This window comes from Pseudorhizobium marinum, from assembly GCF_000705355.1.
Taxonomy (GTDB): Bacteria; Pseudomonadota; Alphaproteobacteria; order Rhizobiales; family Rhizobiaceae; genus Neorhizobium; species Neorhizobium pelagicum.
The window spans coordinates 310,118-327,646 of the sequence record NZ_JMQK01000003.1 but is presented as its reverse complement, the minus strand read 5'-3'; the positions used below and the strand labels follow the sequence as shown (position 1 = coordinate 327,646).

Here is a 17,529-nt window from a genome sequence, read left to right as displayed (position 1 = left end):
CAGGTTCGGTGCGCTAGATGTCGAGGTTGGCCACGCTCAGTGCGTTGTCCTGGATGAATTCGCGGCGCGGCTCCACCTCGTCGCCCATCAGGCGGGCGAAGAGACTGTCGGCATCGGTCGCATCGTTGACCTTGACCTGCAGCAACGAGCGGACGTTCGGATCGAGCGTCGTTTCCCAGAGCTGCTCGGCGTTCATTTCGCCCAGGCCCTTGTAGCGCTGCATGGAAATGCCCTTGCGACCGGTGGCAAAGATGCCTTCCAGGAGCTCGACTGCGCCGGACATCTCCTGATGGTCGTCCTTGCGGCGGAGAACCGGCGGGATGCCGTAGATCTCGTTGAGCCTCGGGGTCAGCTGGTCGATGTGGCGTGCATCGGCGGAACCGATCAGGGCCACGTCCAGCACGGCGACTTCCTTGACACCGCGGACCATGCGCTCGAAGCGCAGACCGCCTTCGTCGGTCACGTGGCCGCTCCAGCCGCGTTCCGTTTCCTCGGCAATCACGTCAAGGCGACGCGCCACTTCGTCCGCCGTCTGCTGCGCCCGTTCCGGATTGTCGGTCAGCTCCGGATTGAGGGCACCGGCGATGGCGGCCTGTTCAACCACGGAGCGGCTGTAGCGGGAGTGCAGATTGTCGAGGAGGTTGCGAAGCCGCATGGCATCGACGACGACTTCCTTGAGATCCTGCCCGGTGCGCACCTCACCCGACGCGAGCGTCAGGCTGGTGTCTTCCAGGCCGCTGCCGATCAGATATTCCTCGAAGGCCTTCTGGTCCTTGAGGTACTGGACCGACTTGCCGCGGGTAACCTTATAGAGCGGCGGCTGGGCGATATAGATGTGGCCGCGCTCGATCAGCTCCGGCATCTGGCGGAAGAAGAAGGTGAGCAGCAGCGTGCGAATATGGGCACCGTCGACGTCGGCGTCCGTCATGATGATGATCTTGTGGTAGCGCAGCTTGGCGATGTTGAACTCATCCTTGCCGATCGACGTGCCGAGCGCCGTGATCAGCGTGCCGATTTCCTGGCTGGACAGCATCTTGTCGAAGCGGGCGCGCTCGACGTTGAGGATCTTGCCGCGCAGCGGCAGGATCGCCTGGCTTTCGCGCGAGCGGCCCTGCTTGGCTGAGCCGCCGGCGGAATCGCCCTCGACGAGGAAGAGTTCGGATTTGGTGGGATCGCGCTCGGAGCAGTCGGCAAGCTTGCCCGGGAGCGAGGCGATGTCGAGTGCCCCCTTGCGGCGGGTGAGTTCACGCGCCCGGCGGGCCGCTTCACGGGCAACGGCGGCCTCGACCACCTTGCCGACAAGGACCTTGGCTTCCGCCGGATGCTCTTCGAACCAGGTGCTGAGCGCCTCGTTGACGAGGCTTTCGACGACGGGACGGACTTCCGAGGAGACGAGCTTGTCCTTGGTCTGCGACGAGAACTTCGGATCCGGCACCTTGACCGACAGCACGGCGGTCAGGCCTTCGCGGCAGTCTTCGCCGGTGAGCGTCACCTTTTCCTTCTTGGTGATGCCCGAGCTATCGGCGTAGGAGGTCACCTGGCGGGTCAGCGCGCCGCGGAAACCGGCCATATGGGTGCCGCCGTCGCGCTGCGGGATGTTGTTGGTGAAGCAGAGCATGGTCTCGTGGTAGCTGTCGTTCCACCACAGCGCGACCTCGACGATCATCCCGTCCTTCTCGCCCATGATGGCGACGGGCTTGTCGACCAGCGGCTTCTTGGCACGATCGAGGTAGCGAACGAAGGCCTCGAGCCCGCCGTCATAAAGCATTTCCTCTTCGCGGACGTCGGGCTTGCGCTTGTCCGTTAGCCGGATTCGCACGCCCGAGTTCAGGAAGGCGAGCTCGCGCAGACGATGCTCGAGCGTGTTGTAGTCATAATCCGTCATTGTGAAGGTTTCGGAACTGACGAGGAAGGTCACCTCGGTTCCGGAGCGGCCTTCGTAGTCGCCGACGATTTCCAGCGGGCCATCCGCCACGCCATGGGTGAAGGAGATCTGATGGACCTTGCCGTTGCGGCGGATCCGCAGCTTCAGCCACACCGAAAGCGCATTCACCACCGAGACGCCGACCCCGTGCAGGCCGCCGGAGACCTTGTAGGAGTTCTGGTCGAATTTGCCGCCGGCATGCAGCTGGGTCATGATGACCTCGGCTGCCGAGACGCCTTCCCCGGTGTGAATGTCGGTCGGGATGCCGCGGCCGTTGTCGGTCACGGTGACCGATCCGTCGGCGTTGAGGGTGACCGTCACGAGATCCGCATGACCGGCCAGCGCCTCATCGATGGCGTTGTCGACGACTTCGTAGACCATGTGATGAAGACCGGAACCATCATCGGTATCGCCGATGTACATGCCTGGTCTCTTGCGGACGGCATCCAGGCCTTTCAGGACCTTGATGGAGTCTGCGCCGTATTCTGCACTCGCGCCGTTTTCGTTCACGGGTGTGTCGGTCATCGATGATCTTTCCAATTTTCCGTCGGCGGGGGCTCGACAAGCGAATCACCCGCGTATCCGCTATGAAATATAGGGAGTTTGGGACGGTTTCTAAAGCTCAAGCCTCGCTTGGCGGTCCAAATTCAGGGGATTTACGCCATTCAGCCCTGCTGACGGGCATCATCGAGACATTTCTCCAATGCCTCTACCATATCGGGAGACAAAGTGCGAATCTCGCGCGCCAGCCGATTGGCCAAAGCAGTATGGGGCGCAGGCAGTCCGGAGGTGTCCAGCACCACTTTCGGATGGGAAGACGCCGCCATCATGAAGAGCTCGTCGGCCTCATCCCAGATGATATTGAAATAGCCGGCGATGCGCTGCAGCAGGTCGAAGCTGGGCTTGCCTCGCTTGCCGTGCTCCAGAGCCGAGAGATAGGCCGGCGAGACGCCGATCCCCTGGGCAAGATCCCGCTGCGTCACGCCCCTGCGACGCCTCAGGTCCCGGAGCGCCTGACCAAAGGGCGTCACAGCTGCCCCCTCGGACGGCTGAGGCGGACGTAGAGCGCTCCTTCTCCACCGTGGTGGCGCGCCGCCCATTCGTAGGAGGAGATCAGGAAGCGGAATTCCGGCTTCGAGAACCACAGGGGAACCGCGCGCCTCAGAGCGCCCTCGCTTCCCATCGACGTTCCCTTGCCGGTGATCACCAGAACGTGGCGAAGGCCACGGTCATGGGCACGGAAGAGGAAATCCAGGAGCAGATCATGGGCCTGCGACTGGTAGAGGCCATGAAGATCGATGCGTCCCTCGATGGCGAGGCGCCCCTTGGCAAGCTTGCGGTGGACGGGCTTTTCCAGCGGATGATGGCTTGGTGGCGGCGTCTTGCGGGCGGTGGCGCGCGGTGGCTCGGCGTTTTTTTCGGCTTCGAGCGGCATCGGCTTGCGCAGGGCAGCATCCTCAGCCGCCATCATGGCCGCGATCTCCTCGTCGAACTGGCGCGCCTCCTCGGCGCGACCGGGAAGGGCGCGGGTCGATTTGGCAACCTTTCCCCAGAGTATCCGCTCTTCGGAGCTGAGCTTGCGTCCCGTCATCCGCCATACCTTGCCGCGACCGCCTTCGGGATGAGGATATAGAAATCCGCAGCGTTGCGCACGGTTCCCGCCAGTTCGCCGGCGGCGTCACCGGACCCGGTGAAGATATCGCCGCGGGCGGGGCCCACGATCGCGCTGCCGGTGTCGAGCGCCAGAAGCATGCGCGCAAAGGATCGACCGCCATCGAGATGCGTCAGCGTCGGCGCGTGAACATAGAACGGGAAGCCGAAGGTATGGATCATCCGATCGACGGCCAGCGACCGTCCCGGCAGCAAAGGCACCTTGGCCGCCGCGACGGGGCCGAGCGCGAGATCGTCGACCGCCGCTTCGCGAAAGAAGATGTAGGAGCGGTTGTGCCAGAGGACCTCGTCGATCCTCTGCGGATTCCTGGCAAGCCAGGCGCGGATCGTCTGCATCGAGACGGTCGCCGCGTCGATCTCTCCCCGGTCGACAAGAAGCCTGCCGATCCCCGAGAAGGCGTGGCCCGACTTTGCGGCATAGGTAATGCGCTGCAGAGAACCATCGGGGAAACGCAGGCGCGCGGCCCCCTGCACATGCGCAAAGAAGACGTCGACCCGGTCGCGGGCCCAGGCGATCTCGAGCCCGCGGCCGGCCAGATATCCCTGGTCGATGTCGCGCCGGTCCGGATAGGGGCGGATCGCTCCGTCCTGCCGGCGGCCGAAGGCGGAGGACAGCATGTCCGCGGGCCGATCCTCGTCGCTGATATCGATGATATCCGGCGGACGCCGGTAGAAGGGATGCGTCCAGACCCCGGAAGGGGTTGCGGAGACTTCGACCTCGGGCTCGTAGAAGCCGGTGACGAGACCGGACGCATCATCCGACAGTCGGATCAGAAACGGCTGGAAGTGTTCCTCGAAAAACCGGCGCGAGTCAGAGGCGCCTTGCGGGACCCCGGCGAGGACTGCCTCGTAGATCGGCAGTATCTCCTGCGTCGAGAGGCCAAGGGAGCCGCTGCGATAGGGTTTTACCGACCTGACCTGCCCGAGACAGGCGAGCATGCCCTGGAAAAGCGTACTCGGGTCGTCCTCAGCCCAGCCCGGGAGCTGCCCGAAGCCGGTTCGCCGGAGAGAAAAACCCGAGGCCTCCCCCGTCATTGCTCGGATTCGGTCGCGACCAGCTTCCAGTTCGGGTCACGGGAGCGGGAATCACGGGCAAAGGTCCAGATATCGGTGACCTCGGCGACATTCTCCTGATCGCCATCGACGATCGCGCCATCCTTGTCGAAGGTCGCGGAAATCAGCTGGCAGACGATCCGCACAGTCACCTGTTCTTCCGGGCCCTTGACGCTGGCATGGGTCAGTTCGGCCTTGTCGATGCCCACGAAAGTGGATTTGACCACCTCCCCTTTCGCCTCCCGTTCGGAAATGGCTGCGTCGAAGCCTTCGTAGACCTCCTTGGAAAGCAGGTTCTTCAGCGTCTTGCGATCGCCATCGGCGAAGGCCATGACGATCATCTCGTAGGCCATGCGAGCGCCGTTGAGGAATTCGGCCGGCTTGAAGGACGGGTCCACCTTCAACATTTCGCGAAGAGAAGCGTTGAGCGGCGTTCCCTGCTTGGCAACAGCGTCGATCTCGGAAAATCTCTCCTCGTCGCTGATCTCGCGGCGCGGCAGGGTGACCACCTTGCCGTCGTCGCTTGCCGGGGCCTTGACGGCATCGCGAGCGGTGTAGGGATCAAACGGCGGCTTCTCGTTTCCCGTCCGCCGACCCAGAACGTTCCGCAATTGCAGAAAGATCAGGACCGCCGCGACAAGAAAGAACAGAGTTATGAAGTCGTTGGAACCCATCTTTACCCGCAATGCCGTTTAAATCGTTGCTAGAGGTTCTCATATAGTCTGCAAAGACACATCATTCAAATAGCTAAGGCGAGAGCCTTTCGTCCCATAGGTTAAAGATTATGCGTACGCGCTGGATTGCCATCCTTTTCCTGCTCATGCCGCTGGCGGAGATCGCGGGCTTCGTCCTCGTCGGTCGTGCCGTCGGCGTCTGGAGCACGCTCGGCCTGGTGATCCTCACCAGCGTCGCCGGAACGCTGCTGCTGAGAGCGCAAGGGTTGCAGATGCTGCGGACCCTCTCCGACGAGGGGCGGCAGGGGCGCGTGCCCGGCGACACGATCGTCCACGGCGCGATGATCGTGGTTGCCGCGCTGCTGCTGCTCATTCCAGGATTCATCACCGACATCTTGGGGCTTGCCCTCTTCATTCCTGCCGTTCGCCGCCTGCTGTGGTCTGCGATCGGCCGGAGGGTGGTCATCGTGCGTTCGTCCAGCCACAGCCGGACTTACGCCCGGGACGCGGGTTTTGATCCGCAGACCCGAAAAGGACCGGTGGTCGATCTGGAAGATGACGATTTCAGGCGGGAGCCGGACCCCAGTTCACCCTGGTCCGACCGTCGACTGAAGGACGACTAGGACTGGTTCACCCGCCCTGCAAGGGTTGTAAGGCCGTGGGTGAAATGTTAGACGCCGGTCTAACGTCTCTTGTCTCGAGGAAATCGCATGGCCGACGAAAACAACCAGGGCGCACCGAGCCCTTCGCTGAACATCCTTGCGCAGTATACGAAGGATCTTTCGTTCGAAAATCCGGGTGCGCCGCGTTCGCTGCAGGCGCGAGACAAGGCTCCGGCAATCAACATCAACGTGAACGTCAACGCCAACCCGCTGTCGGAAAGCGATTTCGACGTGGTCCTGACGCTCAACGTCGACGCCAAGGAAGATGACAAGGTCGTCTTTGCGGCCGAGCTTGTCTACGGCGGCGTCTTCCGCGTCACCGGTTTTCCGCAGGAACACATGCTGCCGGTTCTGTTCATCGAATGCCCGCGGCTGCTGTTCCCGTTCGCCCGTCAGATCGTGGCGGACGTCACCCGCAATGGCGGCTTCCCGCCGCTGATGATCGACCCGATCGATTTCGCGCAGATGTTCACGCAGCGCATGGCGCAGGAACAGGCGAAAGCCAAGGTCCAGACGCTCAACAGCTGATCGTTCGGCACACGACTGATTTCAGGAAGCCCGGATCTGAACATCCGGGCTTTTTGCGTCGTACCGGCTCCAGAGCGCCTTGTCTCCGAGCTTTGCCACCATGGCCTCATGCGCCTGCCGTTCGGCTGGCGTCAGCCGGTTGGGCAAGGCACGGGGACGACCGGAAATGCCGCCGATGCTGATCTCGTCGATCTCGATGGTCGTCGTCGAGGTTTCGACCTCCACCAGGCCGAAGGCCGCCTGACGACCGCCGGTCATCTCGATATAGACTTCCGCCAGAAGCTCGGAGTCGAGCAGCGCGCCATGCTTGGTGCGATGGGTGTTGTCGATGCCGTAGCGACGGCAGAGGGCATCGAGCGAATTCGGCCCCATCGGATGCTTGCGCCGCGCCAACGCGAGCGTATCCACGATGTTCTCGGCCGGCACCGGCGGCAAGGAGATCCGCTCGAACTCGGCGTTCATGAAGCCGATGTCGAACATCGCGTTGTGGGCGATCCACTTGGCGCCGTCGAAGAACTCGAGGAGTTCTGCCGCGATGTCTCCGAAACGCGGCTTGTCCTTGAGGAACTCATCCGTCAAGCCATGCACGGCGAGCGCATCCGGGTGAACCTTTCGATCGCCGGGGTTCAGATAGTGGTGAAAGCTGCGACCGGTGGGGAAGTTGTTGACCAGCTCGATCGCGCCGATCTCAATCACCCGATCAAGCTTCGTCTCCAGCCCGGTGGTTTCCGTGTCGAAGATGATCTCACGCATGGGATGTCTCGCTTTTCCTGCCGGCGCGCAGCGCCGCAATGATCTCATCGACACGACTGCGCGCCGCTTCCATACCCTCCCCCGTATCGATCAGGAAATCGGCTTTCCGGCGTTTTACCTGATCGGGGACCTGGCGGGCCAGAATCAGTTCAAATTTTTCCACAGTCATGCCCGGGCGTGCAAGCACCCGCTCGCGCTGGATCCGTGGATCACAGGTGACGACCACGACGACATCGACGCGCTTTTCACCGCCGACCTCGAACAGAAGGGGGATGTCGAGAACGATCATATCGTCGCCGGCGGCCTGGCGTGCCTGGACGAACTGCGCCTCCCGCTGACGCACCAAGGGATGAACGATCGCTTCGAGATCCTTGAAGCGCGCCGGATCCACCGCCAGCTGGCGGGCCAGTTCCTGGCGATCCACGCTTCCGTCCGCAATGCTGCCGGGAAAAGCCTTGCCGATCGGTTCGACGGCCTCGGAGCGGTAGAGATCATGGACGACGGCATCGGCATCGTTCACGGCAAGGCCGGCCTCGGCAAACATCCGGGCCGTCGTCGACTTGCCCATGCCGATCGAGCCGGTCAATCCGATGACGATCATCCGTGCCGCTCCATGTCTGCGATCACGAGCGCCCGAAGCGTCTCATCCACCACCGGGCGGACGCCGAACCATTTCTCGAACCCGGGCACCGCCTGATGCAGCAACATGCCGAGACCATCGACCGTCGCAAGGCCCTGGGATTGCGCCTGCGCGAGGATCGGCGTTTTCAGGGGGACGTAGACGATATCGGTCACCAGAGCGCCCGGGGCCATTGCGGAGAAATCGATGGCGGGCGCCTCTTCGCCATCCATGCCAAGCGAGGTGGTGTTGACGAACAGGCCCGCCCCTTGCGTTACCTCCTCCAGGGCCGGCATGGGATGAGCCTGAACGCTGGCGCCGAAGCGGTCCGCCAGTTCCTCGGCTCTTGTCCGGGTGCGGTTGACCACATGGATCTCATCGACACCGCGGTCGCGCAGGGCATAGATGACGGCGCGGCTGGCGCCGCCGGCACCGAGGACGACGGCCTTCTGCGCCTGATCCCAGCCGGGATGCCGCTCGTCCAGATTTGCGGCGAAGCCATGGGCGTCGGTATTGGTCGCATGCAGCCGACCGTCTTCGAGCCAGAGCGTGTTGGCGGCGCCGAGCTCGCCGGCGATGGAATCGACCTTGTCAGCGAGACGGCAGGCCATCTCCTTGTGCGGGATCGTCACATTGCCGCCGACATAGGGCGATGCCCCGGACTTCAGGTCTGCGATGAAATCGGCAAAGTCCTCGACGGCCACGGGCTCTGCCCGGTACTCCCCGGAAATGCCATGCTGCCTCAGCCAGTGGCCGTGGATCAGCGGCGAGCGCGAATGCTTGACCGGCCAGCCGGTGACGAAAGCCTTAACCATGGTTTCACGTGAATCAGCCATCGATGGCACGCAGATCCCGAAGCTTGTCCAGGAGCGGCAGCATGGGCAGCCCCAGGATGGTGAAATAGTCTCCCCGGATTTCCGAGAAAAGCTGGACACCCTCGCCTTCCAGTTGATAGGCGCCGACGCTTCCCAGAAGCTTCTCGCCGCACCGGGCGACATAGCCTTCCACGAAATCGGCTGAGAGCGTCCGGACCGTCAGATCGGCGTGCGAGAGATGATCCCAGAGGACTTCGCCATCCCTTGCCAGCGCGATGCCGCTGTTGAGGCGGTGTGTCTTTCCCGAGAGGGACAGCACATGGCGCTTCGCCTCCTCCACATCCTTCGGCTTGTGATAGACGCGCTCGCCGAGCGACATCGTCTGGTCCGAGCCGATGACGAGCGCACCGGTCATGCGGCGGCTGACCTCGAGCGCCTTGGCGCGTGCCAGTTCGACAGCGACCTGTTCGGGGCGGGCGTGGGCGTCTTCCAGGGCCGCCTCGATCCGCCGTTCGTCAATATCGGCCGCAACCGCCTCGAAGACGAGGCCGGCGTTTTCCATCAGCATGCGACGGAAGGGGCTGGACGAGGCCAGAACAAGCTGCGGTGTCACGGCGCCTTCTCTCCTTATACAGTTGCGGCGGCTTATCTCAGCTTGTCGCGCAGCGCAACGATTGCGGCGGCCGTCTCCTCGATGGAACGGCGGGTGACATCGATGATCGGCCAACCATGGCGGGCGCAGAGGGCACGGGCATGCTTGAGCTCCTCCTGGATGGTAGCCCGGTCGGTGTAGTACCGCCGATCGAAGCCCTGCGTCGTCCCAAGCTCGCGGTTTTCGCGAACCTGCGAGATGCGTTCGGTGGTGGCGATCAGTCCGACGATCAGCGGTCTGCTTGCCTGCAGCAGGCTTTGGGGAAGTTCGGCACCGACGACGATCGGCATGTTGGCCGTCTTGATGCCGCGGTTGGCGAGATAGATGCTGGTCGGCGTTTTCGACGTGCGGCTGATGCCGACCAGCACGACATCGGCCTGATCGTAATCCTCCGGCAGCTGCCCATCGTCGTGGTCCATCGTGAAGTTCAGCGCATCCATGCGCGCGAAGTAGCTCTCGTCCAGATCGTGCTGCGCGCCGACCCGCCGGCGCGACGGGGAACCCAGGTAGGTCTGGAACGTTGCGATGACGGGTTCGAGAACGTTGACGCTCGGCGTGCCGATCTCGCGGCAGCGCATGTCGACGAGATGAGAAAGCTCCTGATCCACGAGGGTATAGAGAACGATGCCGGGCTGGCGATCTATCGCCTCGAGCACCGACAAGAGCTGCTTCCTGTTTCGCACCAGCGGGTAGACATGCTCCACTGCGGTGGAGCCCTGGAACTGCACGGAGGCCGCGCGGCCTGCCGAGATCAGCGTCTCGCCGGTGGAGTCAGAAATCAGGTGCAAATGAAAGAAGTTTTTCTTGTTCTCCACGCTGTTATTTACCCTTTGTTGATAACCCGGGAGAACCGGTCGCCAAATGCAGGTGGTGCCGAGGGGGTGGGGAAAACCTTCGACTTGTCCACATAAGGGACCGGGTGCAGGGAAATCCAGAGCCTATGTGGATAACGGTGACAACATCGAACTGGACTTCATCCTTCCCCACGTTATCCACAGTCCGGAGCCTCTTATCGAATGCATCATCTATCGGAAAGATTTCACATATTTCCACTTGTCCCCAGATGCTGCCGGTTTGCCTCGTTGGCTGTACACCTGTTGGCCTTGAAGTGGCCGATTGTCGCGCTTGGAGTGGAGGACGTTTAATCCTTGATAGTCACCGACTCTAAGAAATAGAAAGCCTTTAAGATTCAATTTTATTATTTAGGAGGAAAACCTTGACCGCCCCAGTCAGGAAGATCATAGCGGTCCTAGAAGGCCAGACGGTATCGCCACCACCAATCTGGCTCATGAGGCAGGCAGGACGCTATCTGCCGGAATATCGCGCAACCCGTGCGGAGGCCGGAAGCTTCCTCGATCTCTGTTATTCGCCGAAGCATGCGGTGGAGGTCACGCTCCAGCCGATCCGCCGTTATGGCTTCGATGCCTCGATCCTGTTTTCCGACATCCTGGTCATTCCCGACGCCCTGAACCGCAACGTTCGTTTCGTGCAGGGAGAAGGGCCGCAGATGGATCCGATCTCGGAGTCGGAGATCGACCTGCTCGACCCGAAGGGCGTCCTGGATCACCTCCAGCCGGTGCTGGAAACGGTCCGCCGACTGCGCCAGGAGCTGCCTACGGAGACGACCCTACTCGGTTTCTGCGGCGCGCCATGGACCGTGGCCACCTACATGATCGCCGGCCATGGGACACCCGACCAGGCGCCTGCCCGCCTGTTTGCCTATCGTCATCCGGCAGCCTTCGAGAAGCTTCTGACGCTGCTTGCGGATATCTCGGCGGAGTATCTGATTGCCCAGATCGACGCAGGCGCTGACGCGGTGCAGATCTTCGATTCCTGGGCCGGCGTACTCGGGGAGGAAGAGTTCAAGCGCTACGCCCTGCAGCCGGTGGCGAGGATGATCCGGACGGTGCGGGCAGCCCGACCCGGCGCCAAGATTATCGCCTTTGCCAAGGGTGCCGGCATGAACCTGAAGACCTACCGACAGGGCACGGATGCGGATGCGATCGGGCTCGACTGGACCGTTCCGCTGTCGTTTGCAGCCGAGCTGCAGAAGGACGGCCCGGTGCAGGGCAATCTCGACCCGATGCGCGTGGTGGCCGGCGGCAAGGCCATGGAGGAGGGCATCGATGCGATCCTGCAGGCGCTTGGGCAGGGTCCGCTGATCTTCAACCTCGGGCATGGCATCACGCCAGAGGCAGATCCTGAGCATGTGGCGGAGCTTGTGCGGCGCGTGCGGGGAACAACGTGATGGCGGACACGGAAAGACAGGTCTCGACCACCGCCGGGCGACGCGCCGGGCTGCGGGCCTATATGGCGCTTGGTGTCTTCATCGCGATCATCATCGGGCTCTACCTGGGCCAGCCGGACAGTTTCTCCCGCTGGATGACGGCGCTGCATGTCGTGGCGGTGATCTCCTGGATGGCCGGACTGCTCTACATGCCGCGGCTGTTCATCTACCATAGCGATGCGGCACCCGGCTCCGAGCAGTCGGAAACCTTCAAGGTCATGGAGCAGCGCCTTCTGAAGGTGATCATGAACCCGGCGATGATGATCACCTGGGGTCTTGGGCTCTACCTGGCCTGGGACGTGTTCCGTTTCCAGGGGGGCTGGCTGCATGCCAAGATCGCATTGGTCGTCCTGCTGACGGTGGTGCATGTCCTGTTCAGCCGGGCGGTGCGTGGATTTGCGGCCGACGGCCCCCGGAGGTCGCCGCGTTACTGGCGGATGATGAACGAGGCGCCGACCTTGCTGATGATCGCCATCGTGATCCTGGTCATCGTCAAGCCTTTCTAGACGCCCCTCCGAATTCGGCGAAGAAATGTCCGTAGCCCCTTGCGGCGGGCTGCGGGACCCGCTAGTTTCGCGATCTCATCTCGTGGCATGCGTGTAATTGCTCATACTCCCCGGAAAACTCCGCGGTCGAGAGTTTCACCGGCACGCCTTTTTCCCCATCTATGCTCAACGTGGTCCCTTCATGGCTGAAATGAAGCTTCAAGAACTCAAAAGCAAATCGCCGACCGATTTGCTGACCTTCGCGGAATCGCTCGAGGTCGAAAACGCCAGCACGATGCGCAAGCAGGAGCTGATGTTCGCGATCCTCAAGGTTCTGGCGAGCCAGGATGTGGAAATCATCGGCGAAGGCGTGGTGGAAGTGCTGCAGGACGGCTTCGGCTTCCTGCGCTCTGCAAACGCCAACTATCTGCCCGGCCCCGACGACATCTATATTTCTCCCTCACAGATCCGCCGGTTCTCGCTGAAGACGGGCGATACCGTCGAGGGTCCGATCCGCGGACCCAAGGAAGGCGAACGCTATTTCGCGCTCCTCAAGGTCAACACGATCAACTTCGACGACCCGGAAAAGATTCGCCACAAGGTTCATTTCGACAATCTGACGCCGCTCTATCCAAACGACCGGTTCAAGATGGAGCTGGAAGTCCCGACGTCGAAGGATCTTTCCGCACGCGTCATCGATCTGGTGGCACCGCTCGGCAAGGGACAGCGCGGCCTGATCGTGGCCCCGCCGCGGACCGGCAAGACGGTTTTGCTCCAGAATATCGCTCACTCGATCACCGCCAATCATCCGGAATGCTATCTGATCGTCCTGCTGATCGACGAACGGCCTGAAGAAGTGACCGACATGCAGCGTTCGGTGCGCGGCGAAGTCGTGTCGTCGACCTTTGACGAACCGGCAGTGCGCCACGTGCAGGTTGCTGAGATGGTCATCGAGAAGGCCAAGCGTCTCGTTGAACACGGTCGCGACGTCGTTATCCTGCTCGATTCGATCACACGCCTGGGCCGTGCCTACAACACGGTCGTACCGTCCTCTGGCAAGGTGCTGACGGGCGGCGTGGACGCCAATGCCCTGCAGCGGCCGAAGCGCTTCTTCGGTGCAGCCCGAAACATCGAAGAAGGCGGCTCGCTGACCATCATCGCGACGGCGCTGATCGATACGGGCAGCCGCATGGACGAGGTGATCTTCGAAGAGTTCAAGGGTACGGGCAACTCGGAAATCGTGCTTGACCGCAAGGTCGCCGACAAGCGCATCTTCCCGTCGATGGACATCCTGAAGTCCGGGACGCGCAAGGAAGACCTGCTGGTGCCACGCCAGGATCTGCAGAAGATCTTCGTGCTGCGCCGCATCCTCGCGCCGATGGGAACGACCGATGCGATCGAGTTCCTGATCGACAAGCTGAAGCAGACGAAGAGCAACAGCGACTTCTTCGATTCGATGAACACCTAAACATTAGCCGGATTCATCCGTTGGAACGCCCGGCATTCGTGTCGGGCGTTTTCCATTTCCGCCTCTATCATTCAGGTGCAACCGCATGACGATGCTGCCAACGACGATCTTCGCCCTGTCCAGCGGTGCATTGCCCGCCGGTGTCGCCGTGGTGCGCATCAGCGGCCCGCAGGCGTTGCCGGCTCTCTGCTTGCTGACCCGCAAGGAACTGCCGGCGCCACGCCAAGCGGCGCTCAGGACGATCGTGGGTCAAGACGGCTATGTGCTGGACCAGGCGTTGGTGCTCGTCTTCGCGGGGCCGCAGTCCTTCACCGGCGAGGACTGTGTCGAGTTGCAGCTGCATGGTAGTCGCGCCGTGGTGGCCGCCGTAATGAAGGAGCTCGCCGCCATCGATGGCCTGCACGCAGCGGAGGCGGGAGAGTTCTCTCGGCGGGCATTCGAGAACGGCCGGATCGACCTCGTCGAAGCCGAAGGTCTTTCGGAACTGATTGCGGCCGAAACCGAAATGCAGCGACGGCTTGCGGTCGAACAGAGCTTCGGCGGCCAGTCCGCGCTCTATGAGGGCTGGGCAAAGCGACTGACGCACGCCCGCGCCATGATCGAGGCGGACCTGGATTTTTCCGATGAAGAGGATGTCCCAGGGTCCGTGGCCGACAGCGTCAGCGGAGAACTCATCGTCCTGCAGCAGGAGTTGCGGCGGCACGTCGAGGCGGCGCGGGCCGGTGAGATCATCCGGGACGGTTACAAGGTTGCCATCGTCGGACGGCCGAACGCGGGAAAATCCAGCCTGCTGAATGGGCTTGCAAACCGAGATGTCGCCATCGTCACCGACGTTGCCGGGACGACGAGAGACGTGCTGCAGGTGGATCTCGACATGGACGGCTACCTCGTGCGGCTGTTCGATACGGCCGGACTCCGAGAGAGCAGCGATGTGGTGGAACAGGAAGGCATACGACGCGCGCATGATGTCATCGGAAAGGCGGACCTCGTCCTGCTGTTGGAAGAGATCGATTCGGAACCGGAACATACCGTTATCCCCGAGAACAAGGATTTGCTGCGCGTCGGCAGCAAGCTGGACCTGCACGGACCGTCGCCGGCCTATGATCTCTGTATCTCGGTAAGGGACGAGGATGGGTTGGAGGCGTTGCGGGAGGCCATTCGGCAACGGGTACGCAAGATCTGGTCGGGCTCGATGGCCCCCACCCGCCAGCGTCAGCTTGAATTGCTGCTGGATGCTTCCAATTCCGTTTCAGAAGCGTTAAAGGCGGGGCAACCTGAGCTTCGGGCGGAAAATCTGCGGACGGCGGCTGTTGCGCTGGGCAGGATCACCGGAGCCGTCGATGTCGAGCAATTGCTGGACGTCATCTTTTCGCAGTTTTGTATCGGCAAATGATTCACGTGAAACACGCGGATCCGGAAGGCAGCCATGACAGAGCAATTTGACGTCATCGTCATCGGGGGTGGGCACGCCGGCTGCGAAGCGGCCAGTGCGGCTGCGCGGCTGGGTGCCCGTACGGCGCTCATCACCCACAGGTGCGAGACCATCGGAGTGATGTCCTGCAACCCGGCAATCGGCGGACTGGGGAAAGGCCATCTGGTGCGCGAGGTGGATGCGATGGACGGCCTGATGGGCCGGGTCGCCGATGCGGCTGGCATCCAGTTCCGGCTTCTCAACCGGAAAAAGGGCCCAGCCGTGCGCGGCCCGCGGACGCAGGCCGACCGCAAGCTTTACAGGCTGGCCATGCAAAGCGAGATCGCGGAGCATGCAAATCTCACCGTCATCGAGGGTGATGCCTTCGACCTGCAGGTCGTCGACGGTTGCATCAACGGCGTCATCATGGCCGATGGCCAAGTCTTCTCCTGCGCCGCGGTCGTGCTGACGACAGGCACCTTCCTGAGGGGGCTGATTCATATCGGCTCCGAAAAGATTCCGGCCGGGAGGGTTGGAGAAGCACCCTCCGTCGGTCTGTCAGCAACTTTGGCGCGCCACCACATCGCGCTCGGCCGCCTGAAGACAGGGACACCGGCGCGGCTGAACGGCGCAACGATTGACTGGGGTTCAGTCGGTCTGCAGGAGGCTGATGAGGATCCTGTGCCGTTTTCCTTCATGACGGACAAGATCGTCAATCCGCAGATTGCGTGCGGCGTGACCAGAACAACTGCCGAAACGCATAAAATCATCAGTGATAACATGCACTTGTCCGCGATGTACTCCGGGCAGATCGAAGGGGTCGGCCCACGGTACTGCCCGTCCATCGAGGACAAGATCGTGCGATTCGGCGAGCGCGACGGTCATCAGGTCTTCCTGGAGCCGGAAGGCCTGGACGATACGACGGTTTATCCGAACGGGATATCGACATCCCTGCCGGCCGACATTCAGGAATCGTTTATCCGGACCATGCCGGGCCTGGAGCGGGTCAAGATTGTTCAGCCGGGGTATGCGATCGAATATGACCATGTCGATCCCCGCGAGCTGTCACATGCTCTCGAGGTCAAGAAGATCTCCGGCCTGTTCCTGGCCGGGCAGATCAACGGAACGACGGGCTATGAAGAGGCTGCTGCCCAGGGCCTCGCGGCAGGCCTGAATGCAGGCCTCCGCGCAGGCGGCGGTGCAGCCTATCACTTCAGCCGGTCGACGTCGTATATCGGTGTGATGATCGACGACCTGACCTCCCGGGGCGTGACCGAGCCTTACCGTATGTTCACCTCCCGCGCCGAGTATCGCCTCTCGCTTCGGGCCGATAATGCCGACGCCCGCTTGACGCCGGAGGCCGTTTCTCTGGGCGTCGTCGGACGGGCTCGCGCCCTGCGCTTTGACGCCTATGTACGAGAGCTGGCGGACTGGCGTGCGCGGCTGCAATCCTTGTCCGTGACCCCGACGGAAGCTGTGGCCAAGGGTCTCAAGATCAACCAGGACGGTCAGCGCCGCAGTGCCTACGAACTGCTCGCCTATCCGGAGATGGATGTCGGAAGCCTGCGCGGGTGCTGGCCCGAACTCGGTGATGTTCCCGGACGTATCGCCGAGGCCCTGGAAATCGAGGCGGGATATGCGGTCTATATCAACCGGCAGGCAACGGACATCGGCGTGTTGCGTCGTGATGAAGCCCTGACGATTCCAGCGGATTTCGATTATCAGGCCATTTCGGGCCTCTCGAACGAGCTTAAATTGAAATTGATGAAGTTGAAGCCTGTTTCCCTCGCTCAAGCCGCGCGCATAGAGGGCATGACCCCCGCTGCCTCTGCACTTCTGCTCGCGATGATCCGGAAGAGCGACTCGAATCGTGCGAAGCGAGTCTCCTGATGCAGCTGAACGGAAAGCGTGTTTCACGTGAAACGCAGGAGCGCCTCGAGCATTTCGCGGGTCTGTTCCGCAAATGGGCGTCCCGCATCAATCTGGTGGCACCTTCCACGATCAACGAGTTGTGGGATCGACACATCGCCGACAGTGCCCAGCTTTTCCAGCTTCGCCCGCAGGCGGCGACTTGGATAGATCTCGGGTCCGGCGGTGGCTTCCCTGGTATTATCACGGCGATTCTGCTGAAGGAAGCCGGCAGCGGCTGGGTCCATCTTGTTGAAAGCAATCAGAAGAAAGCCTCTTTCCTGCGTGTGGCGCTGATGGAAACCGAGGCGCGGGGCACGGTGCATCCGGTGCGCATCGACGAAGCGGTGAGGCAGATCGAGCGCTGTGACTATCTGTCGGCGCGAGCGCTGGCGGAACTGGATCTTCTTTTAGAGCATGCCTCGCCCTGGCTTTCAGGAACAGGTGCAAGGGCCTTTTTTCACAAAGGGCGGGATTACCAGCGAGAAATCGGTAAAGCGCGTGGTGCTTGGGACTTCGATCTGATAGAACATCCCAGTGCCGTCGAGAGCGACTCCATCATCCTTGAAGTGAGTAACCTCCGGCCCAAAGATCGATAGCCCTCGTTCGTCAGGTGCGG

18 protein-coding genes are annotated in these 17,529 nt (G+C 62.1%); 8 read left to right on the top strand and 10 right to left on the bottom strand.

Going from position 1 to position 17,529, the window contains the following annotated elements; all coding sequences use genetic code 11:
- Window positions 1-13: 13 nt before the first annotated feature.
- The 5 genes from gyrB to EO99_RS0105475 all read right to left on the bottom strand — a co-directional run bounded on the left by gyrB (window position 14) and on the right by EO99_RS0105475 (window position 5,322).
- Window positions 14-2,449, bottom strand: a complete 2,436-nt coding sequence (gene gyrB / locus EO99_RS0105495; protein WP_029617642.1) for a DNA topoisomerase (ATP-hydrolyzing) subunit B — start codon at window positions 2,447-2,449, stop codon at window positions 14-16.
- A gap of 140 nt (window positions 2,450-2,589) precedes the next feature.
- Window positions 2,590-2,955: a helix-turn-helix domain-containing protein gene (locus EO99_RS0105490; protein ID WP_029617641.1), complete on the bottom strand. Its 366-nt coding sequence runs from the start codon at window positions 2,953-2,955 to the stop codon at window positions 2,590-2,592.
- Window positions 2,952-3,515 carry a Smr/MutS family protein gene (locus EO99_RS0105485; protein WP_029617640.1) on the bottom strand — a complete coding sequence of 188 codons (564 nt, stop codon included), beginning with the start codon at window positions 3,513-3,515 and terminating at the stop codon, window positions 2,952-2,954. Before EO99_RS0105485 ends, EO99_RS0105490 begins: the two co-directional genes overlap by 4 nt.
- A complete protein-coding gene (gene mltA / locus EO99_RS0105480; RefSeq protein WP_029617639.1) occupies window positions 3,512-4,630 on the bottom strand; it encodes a murein transglycosylase A in 1,119 nt (372 codons plus the stop codon). The genes EO99_RS0105485 and mltA overlap by 4 nt, the downstream gene beginning before the upstream one ends.
- Window positions 4,627-5,322, bottom strand: a complete 696-nt coding sequence (locus EO99_RS0105475) for a Tim44/TimA family putative adaptor protein (RefSeq protein WP_029617638.1) — start codon at window positions 5,320-5,322, stop codon at window positions 4,627-4,629. The genes mltA and EO99_RS0105475 overlap by 4 nt, the downstream gene beginning before the upstream one ends.
- 110 nt (window positions 5,323-5,432) lie before the next feature.
- Here EO99_RS0105475 and EO99_RS0105470 point away from each other — a divergent pair, with 110 nt between their 5' ends.
- Together EO99_RS0105470 and secB are read left to right on the top strand one after the other, a co-directional pair.
- Window positions 5,433-5,945, top strand: a complete 513-nt coding sequence (locus EO99_RS0105470; protein WP_029617637.1) for an FxsA family protein — start codon at window positions 5,433-5,435, stop codon at window positions 5,943-5,945.
- Window positions 5,946-6,032: 87 nt separating this feature from the next.
- Window positions 6,033-6,512: a protein-export chaperone SecB gene (gene secB, locus EO99_RS0105465; RefSeq protein WP_029617636.1), complete on the top strand. Its 480-nt coding sequence runs from the start codon at window positions 6,033-6,035 to the stop codon at window positions 6,510-6,512.
- 21 nt (window positions 6,513-6,533) lie between these two features.
- On the opposite strand, the gene dnaQ is transcribed toward secB, so the two are convergent.
- From dnaQ to EO99_RS0105440, 5 genes are read right to left on the bottom strand one after another with little or no spacing between them, the layout of a single operon-like run.
- Window positions 6,534-7,265, bottom strand: coding sequence for a DNA polymerase III subunit epsilon (gene dnaQ / locus EO99_RS0105460; protein ID WP_029617635.1), 732 nt, complete (start codon window positions 7,263-7,265; stop codon window positions 6,534-6,536).
- A complete protein-coding gene (gene coaE / locus EO99_RS0105455; protein WP_029617634.1) occupies window positions 7,258-7,866 on the bottom strand; it encodes a dephospho-CoA kinase in 609 nt (202 codons plus the stop codon). Before coaE ends, dnaQ begins: the two co-directional genes overlap by 8 nt.
- A complete protein-coding gene (locus EO99_RS0105450) occupies window positions 7,863-8,720 on the bottom strand; it encodes a shikimate dehydrogenase (protein WP_029617633.1) in 858 nt (285 codons plus the stop codon). The genes coaE and EO99_RS0105450 overlap by 4 nt, the downstream gene beginning before the upstream one ends.
- The gene (locus EO99_RS0105445) at window positions 8,713-9,312 is read right to left on the bottom strand and encodes a Maf-like protein (RefSeq protein ID WP_029617632.1); all 600 of its coding nucleotides are present in this window, start codon (window positions 9,310-9,312) and stop codon (window positions 8,713-8,715) included. Before EO99_RS0105445 ends, EO99_RS0105450 begins: the two co-directional genes overlap by 8 nt.
- A 32-nt stretch (window positions 9,313-9,344) precedes the next feature.
- Entirely contained in the window at window positions 9,345-10,166 is an 822-nt protein-coding gene (locus EO99_RS0105440; protein ID WP_029617631.1) for a pyruvate, water dikinase regulatory protein, read from the bottom strand.
- Between the two features lie 401 nt (window positions 10,167-10,567).
- Between EO99_RS0105440 and hemE the strand changes: the two genes are divergently transcribed.
- From hemE to rsmG, 6 genes are all read left to right on the top strand, one after another.
- Window positions 10,568-11,599: a uroporphyrinogen decarboxylase gene (gene hemE / locus EO99_RS0105435; protein ID WP_029617630.1), complete on the top strand. Its 1,032-nt coding sequence runs from the start codon at window positions 10,568-10,570 to the stop codon at window positions 11,597-11,599.
- On the top strand, window positions 11,599-12,144 hold the full coding sequence (hemJ, locus tag EO99_RS0105430) for a protoporphyrinogen oxidase HemJ (RefSeq protein WP_029617629.1): 546 nt from the start codon (window positions 11,599-11,601) through the stop codon (window positions 12,142-12,144). The genes hemE and hemJ overlap by 1 nt, the downstream gene beginning before the upstream one ends.
- A 181-nt stretch (window positions 12,145-12,325) precedes the next feature.
- Complete coding sequence (rho, locus tag EO99_RS0105425) at window positions 12,326-13,591, top strand: transcription termination factor Rho (RefSeq protein ID WP_029617628.1); 1,266 nt, start codon at window positions 12,326-12,328, stop codon at window positions 13,589-13,591.
- Between the two features lie 91 nt (window positions 13,592-13,682).
- A complete protein-coding gene (gene mnmE / locus EO99_RS0105420) occupies window positions 13,683-14,984 on the top strand; it encodes a tRNA uridine-5-carboxymethylaminomethyl(34) synthesis GTPase MnmE (protein WP_029617627.1) in 1,302 nt (433 codons plus the stop codon).
- A gap of 33 nt (window positions 14,985-15,017) precedes the next feature.
- On the top strand, window positions 15,018-16,892 hold the full coding sequence (gene mnmG / locus EO99_RS0105415) for a tRNA uridine-5-carboxymethylaminomethyl(34) synthesis enzyme MnmG (RefSeq protein ID WP_029617626.1): 1,875 nt from the start codon (window positions 15,018-15,020) through the stop codon (window positions 16,890-16,892).
- Entirely contained in the window at window positions 16,892-17,509 is a 618-nt protein-coding gene (rsmG, locus tag EO99_RS0105410; protein WP_029617625.1) for a 16S rRNA (guanine(527)-N(7))-methyltransferase RsmG, read from the top strand. Before mnmG ends, rsmG begins: the two co-directional genes overlap by 1 nt.
- The last annotated feature ends 20 nt before the right edge of the window (window positions 17,510-17,529 follow it).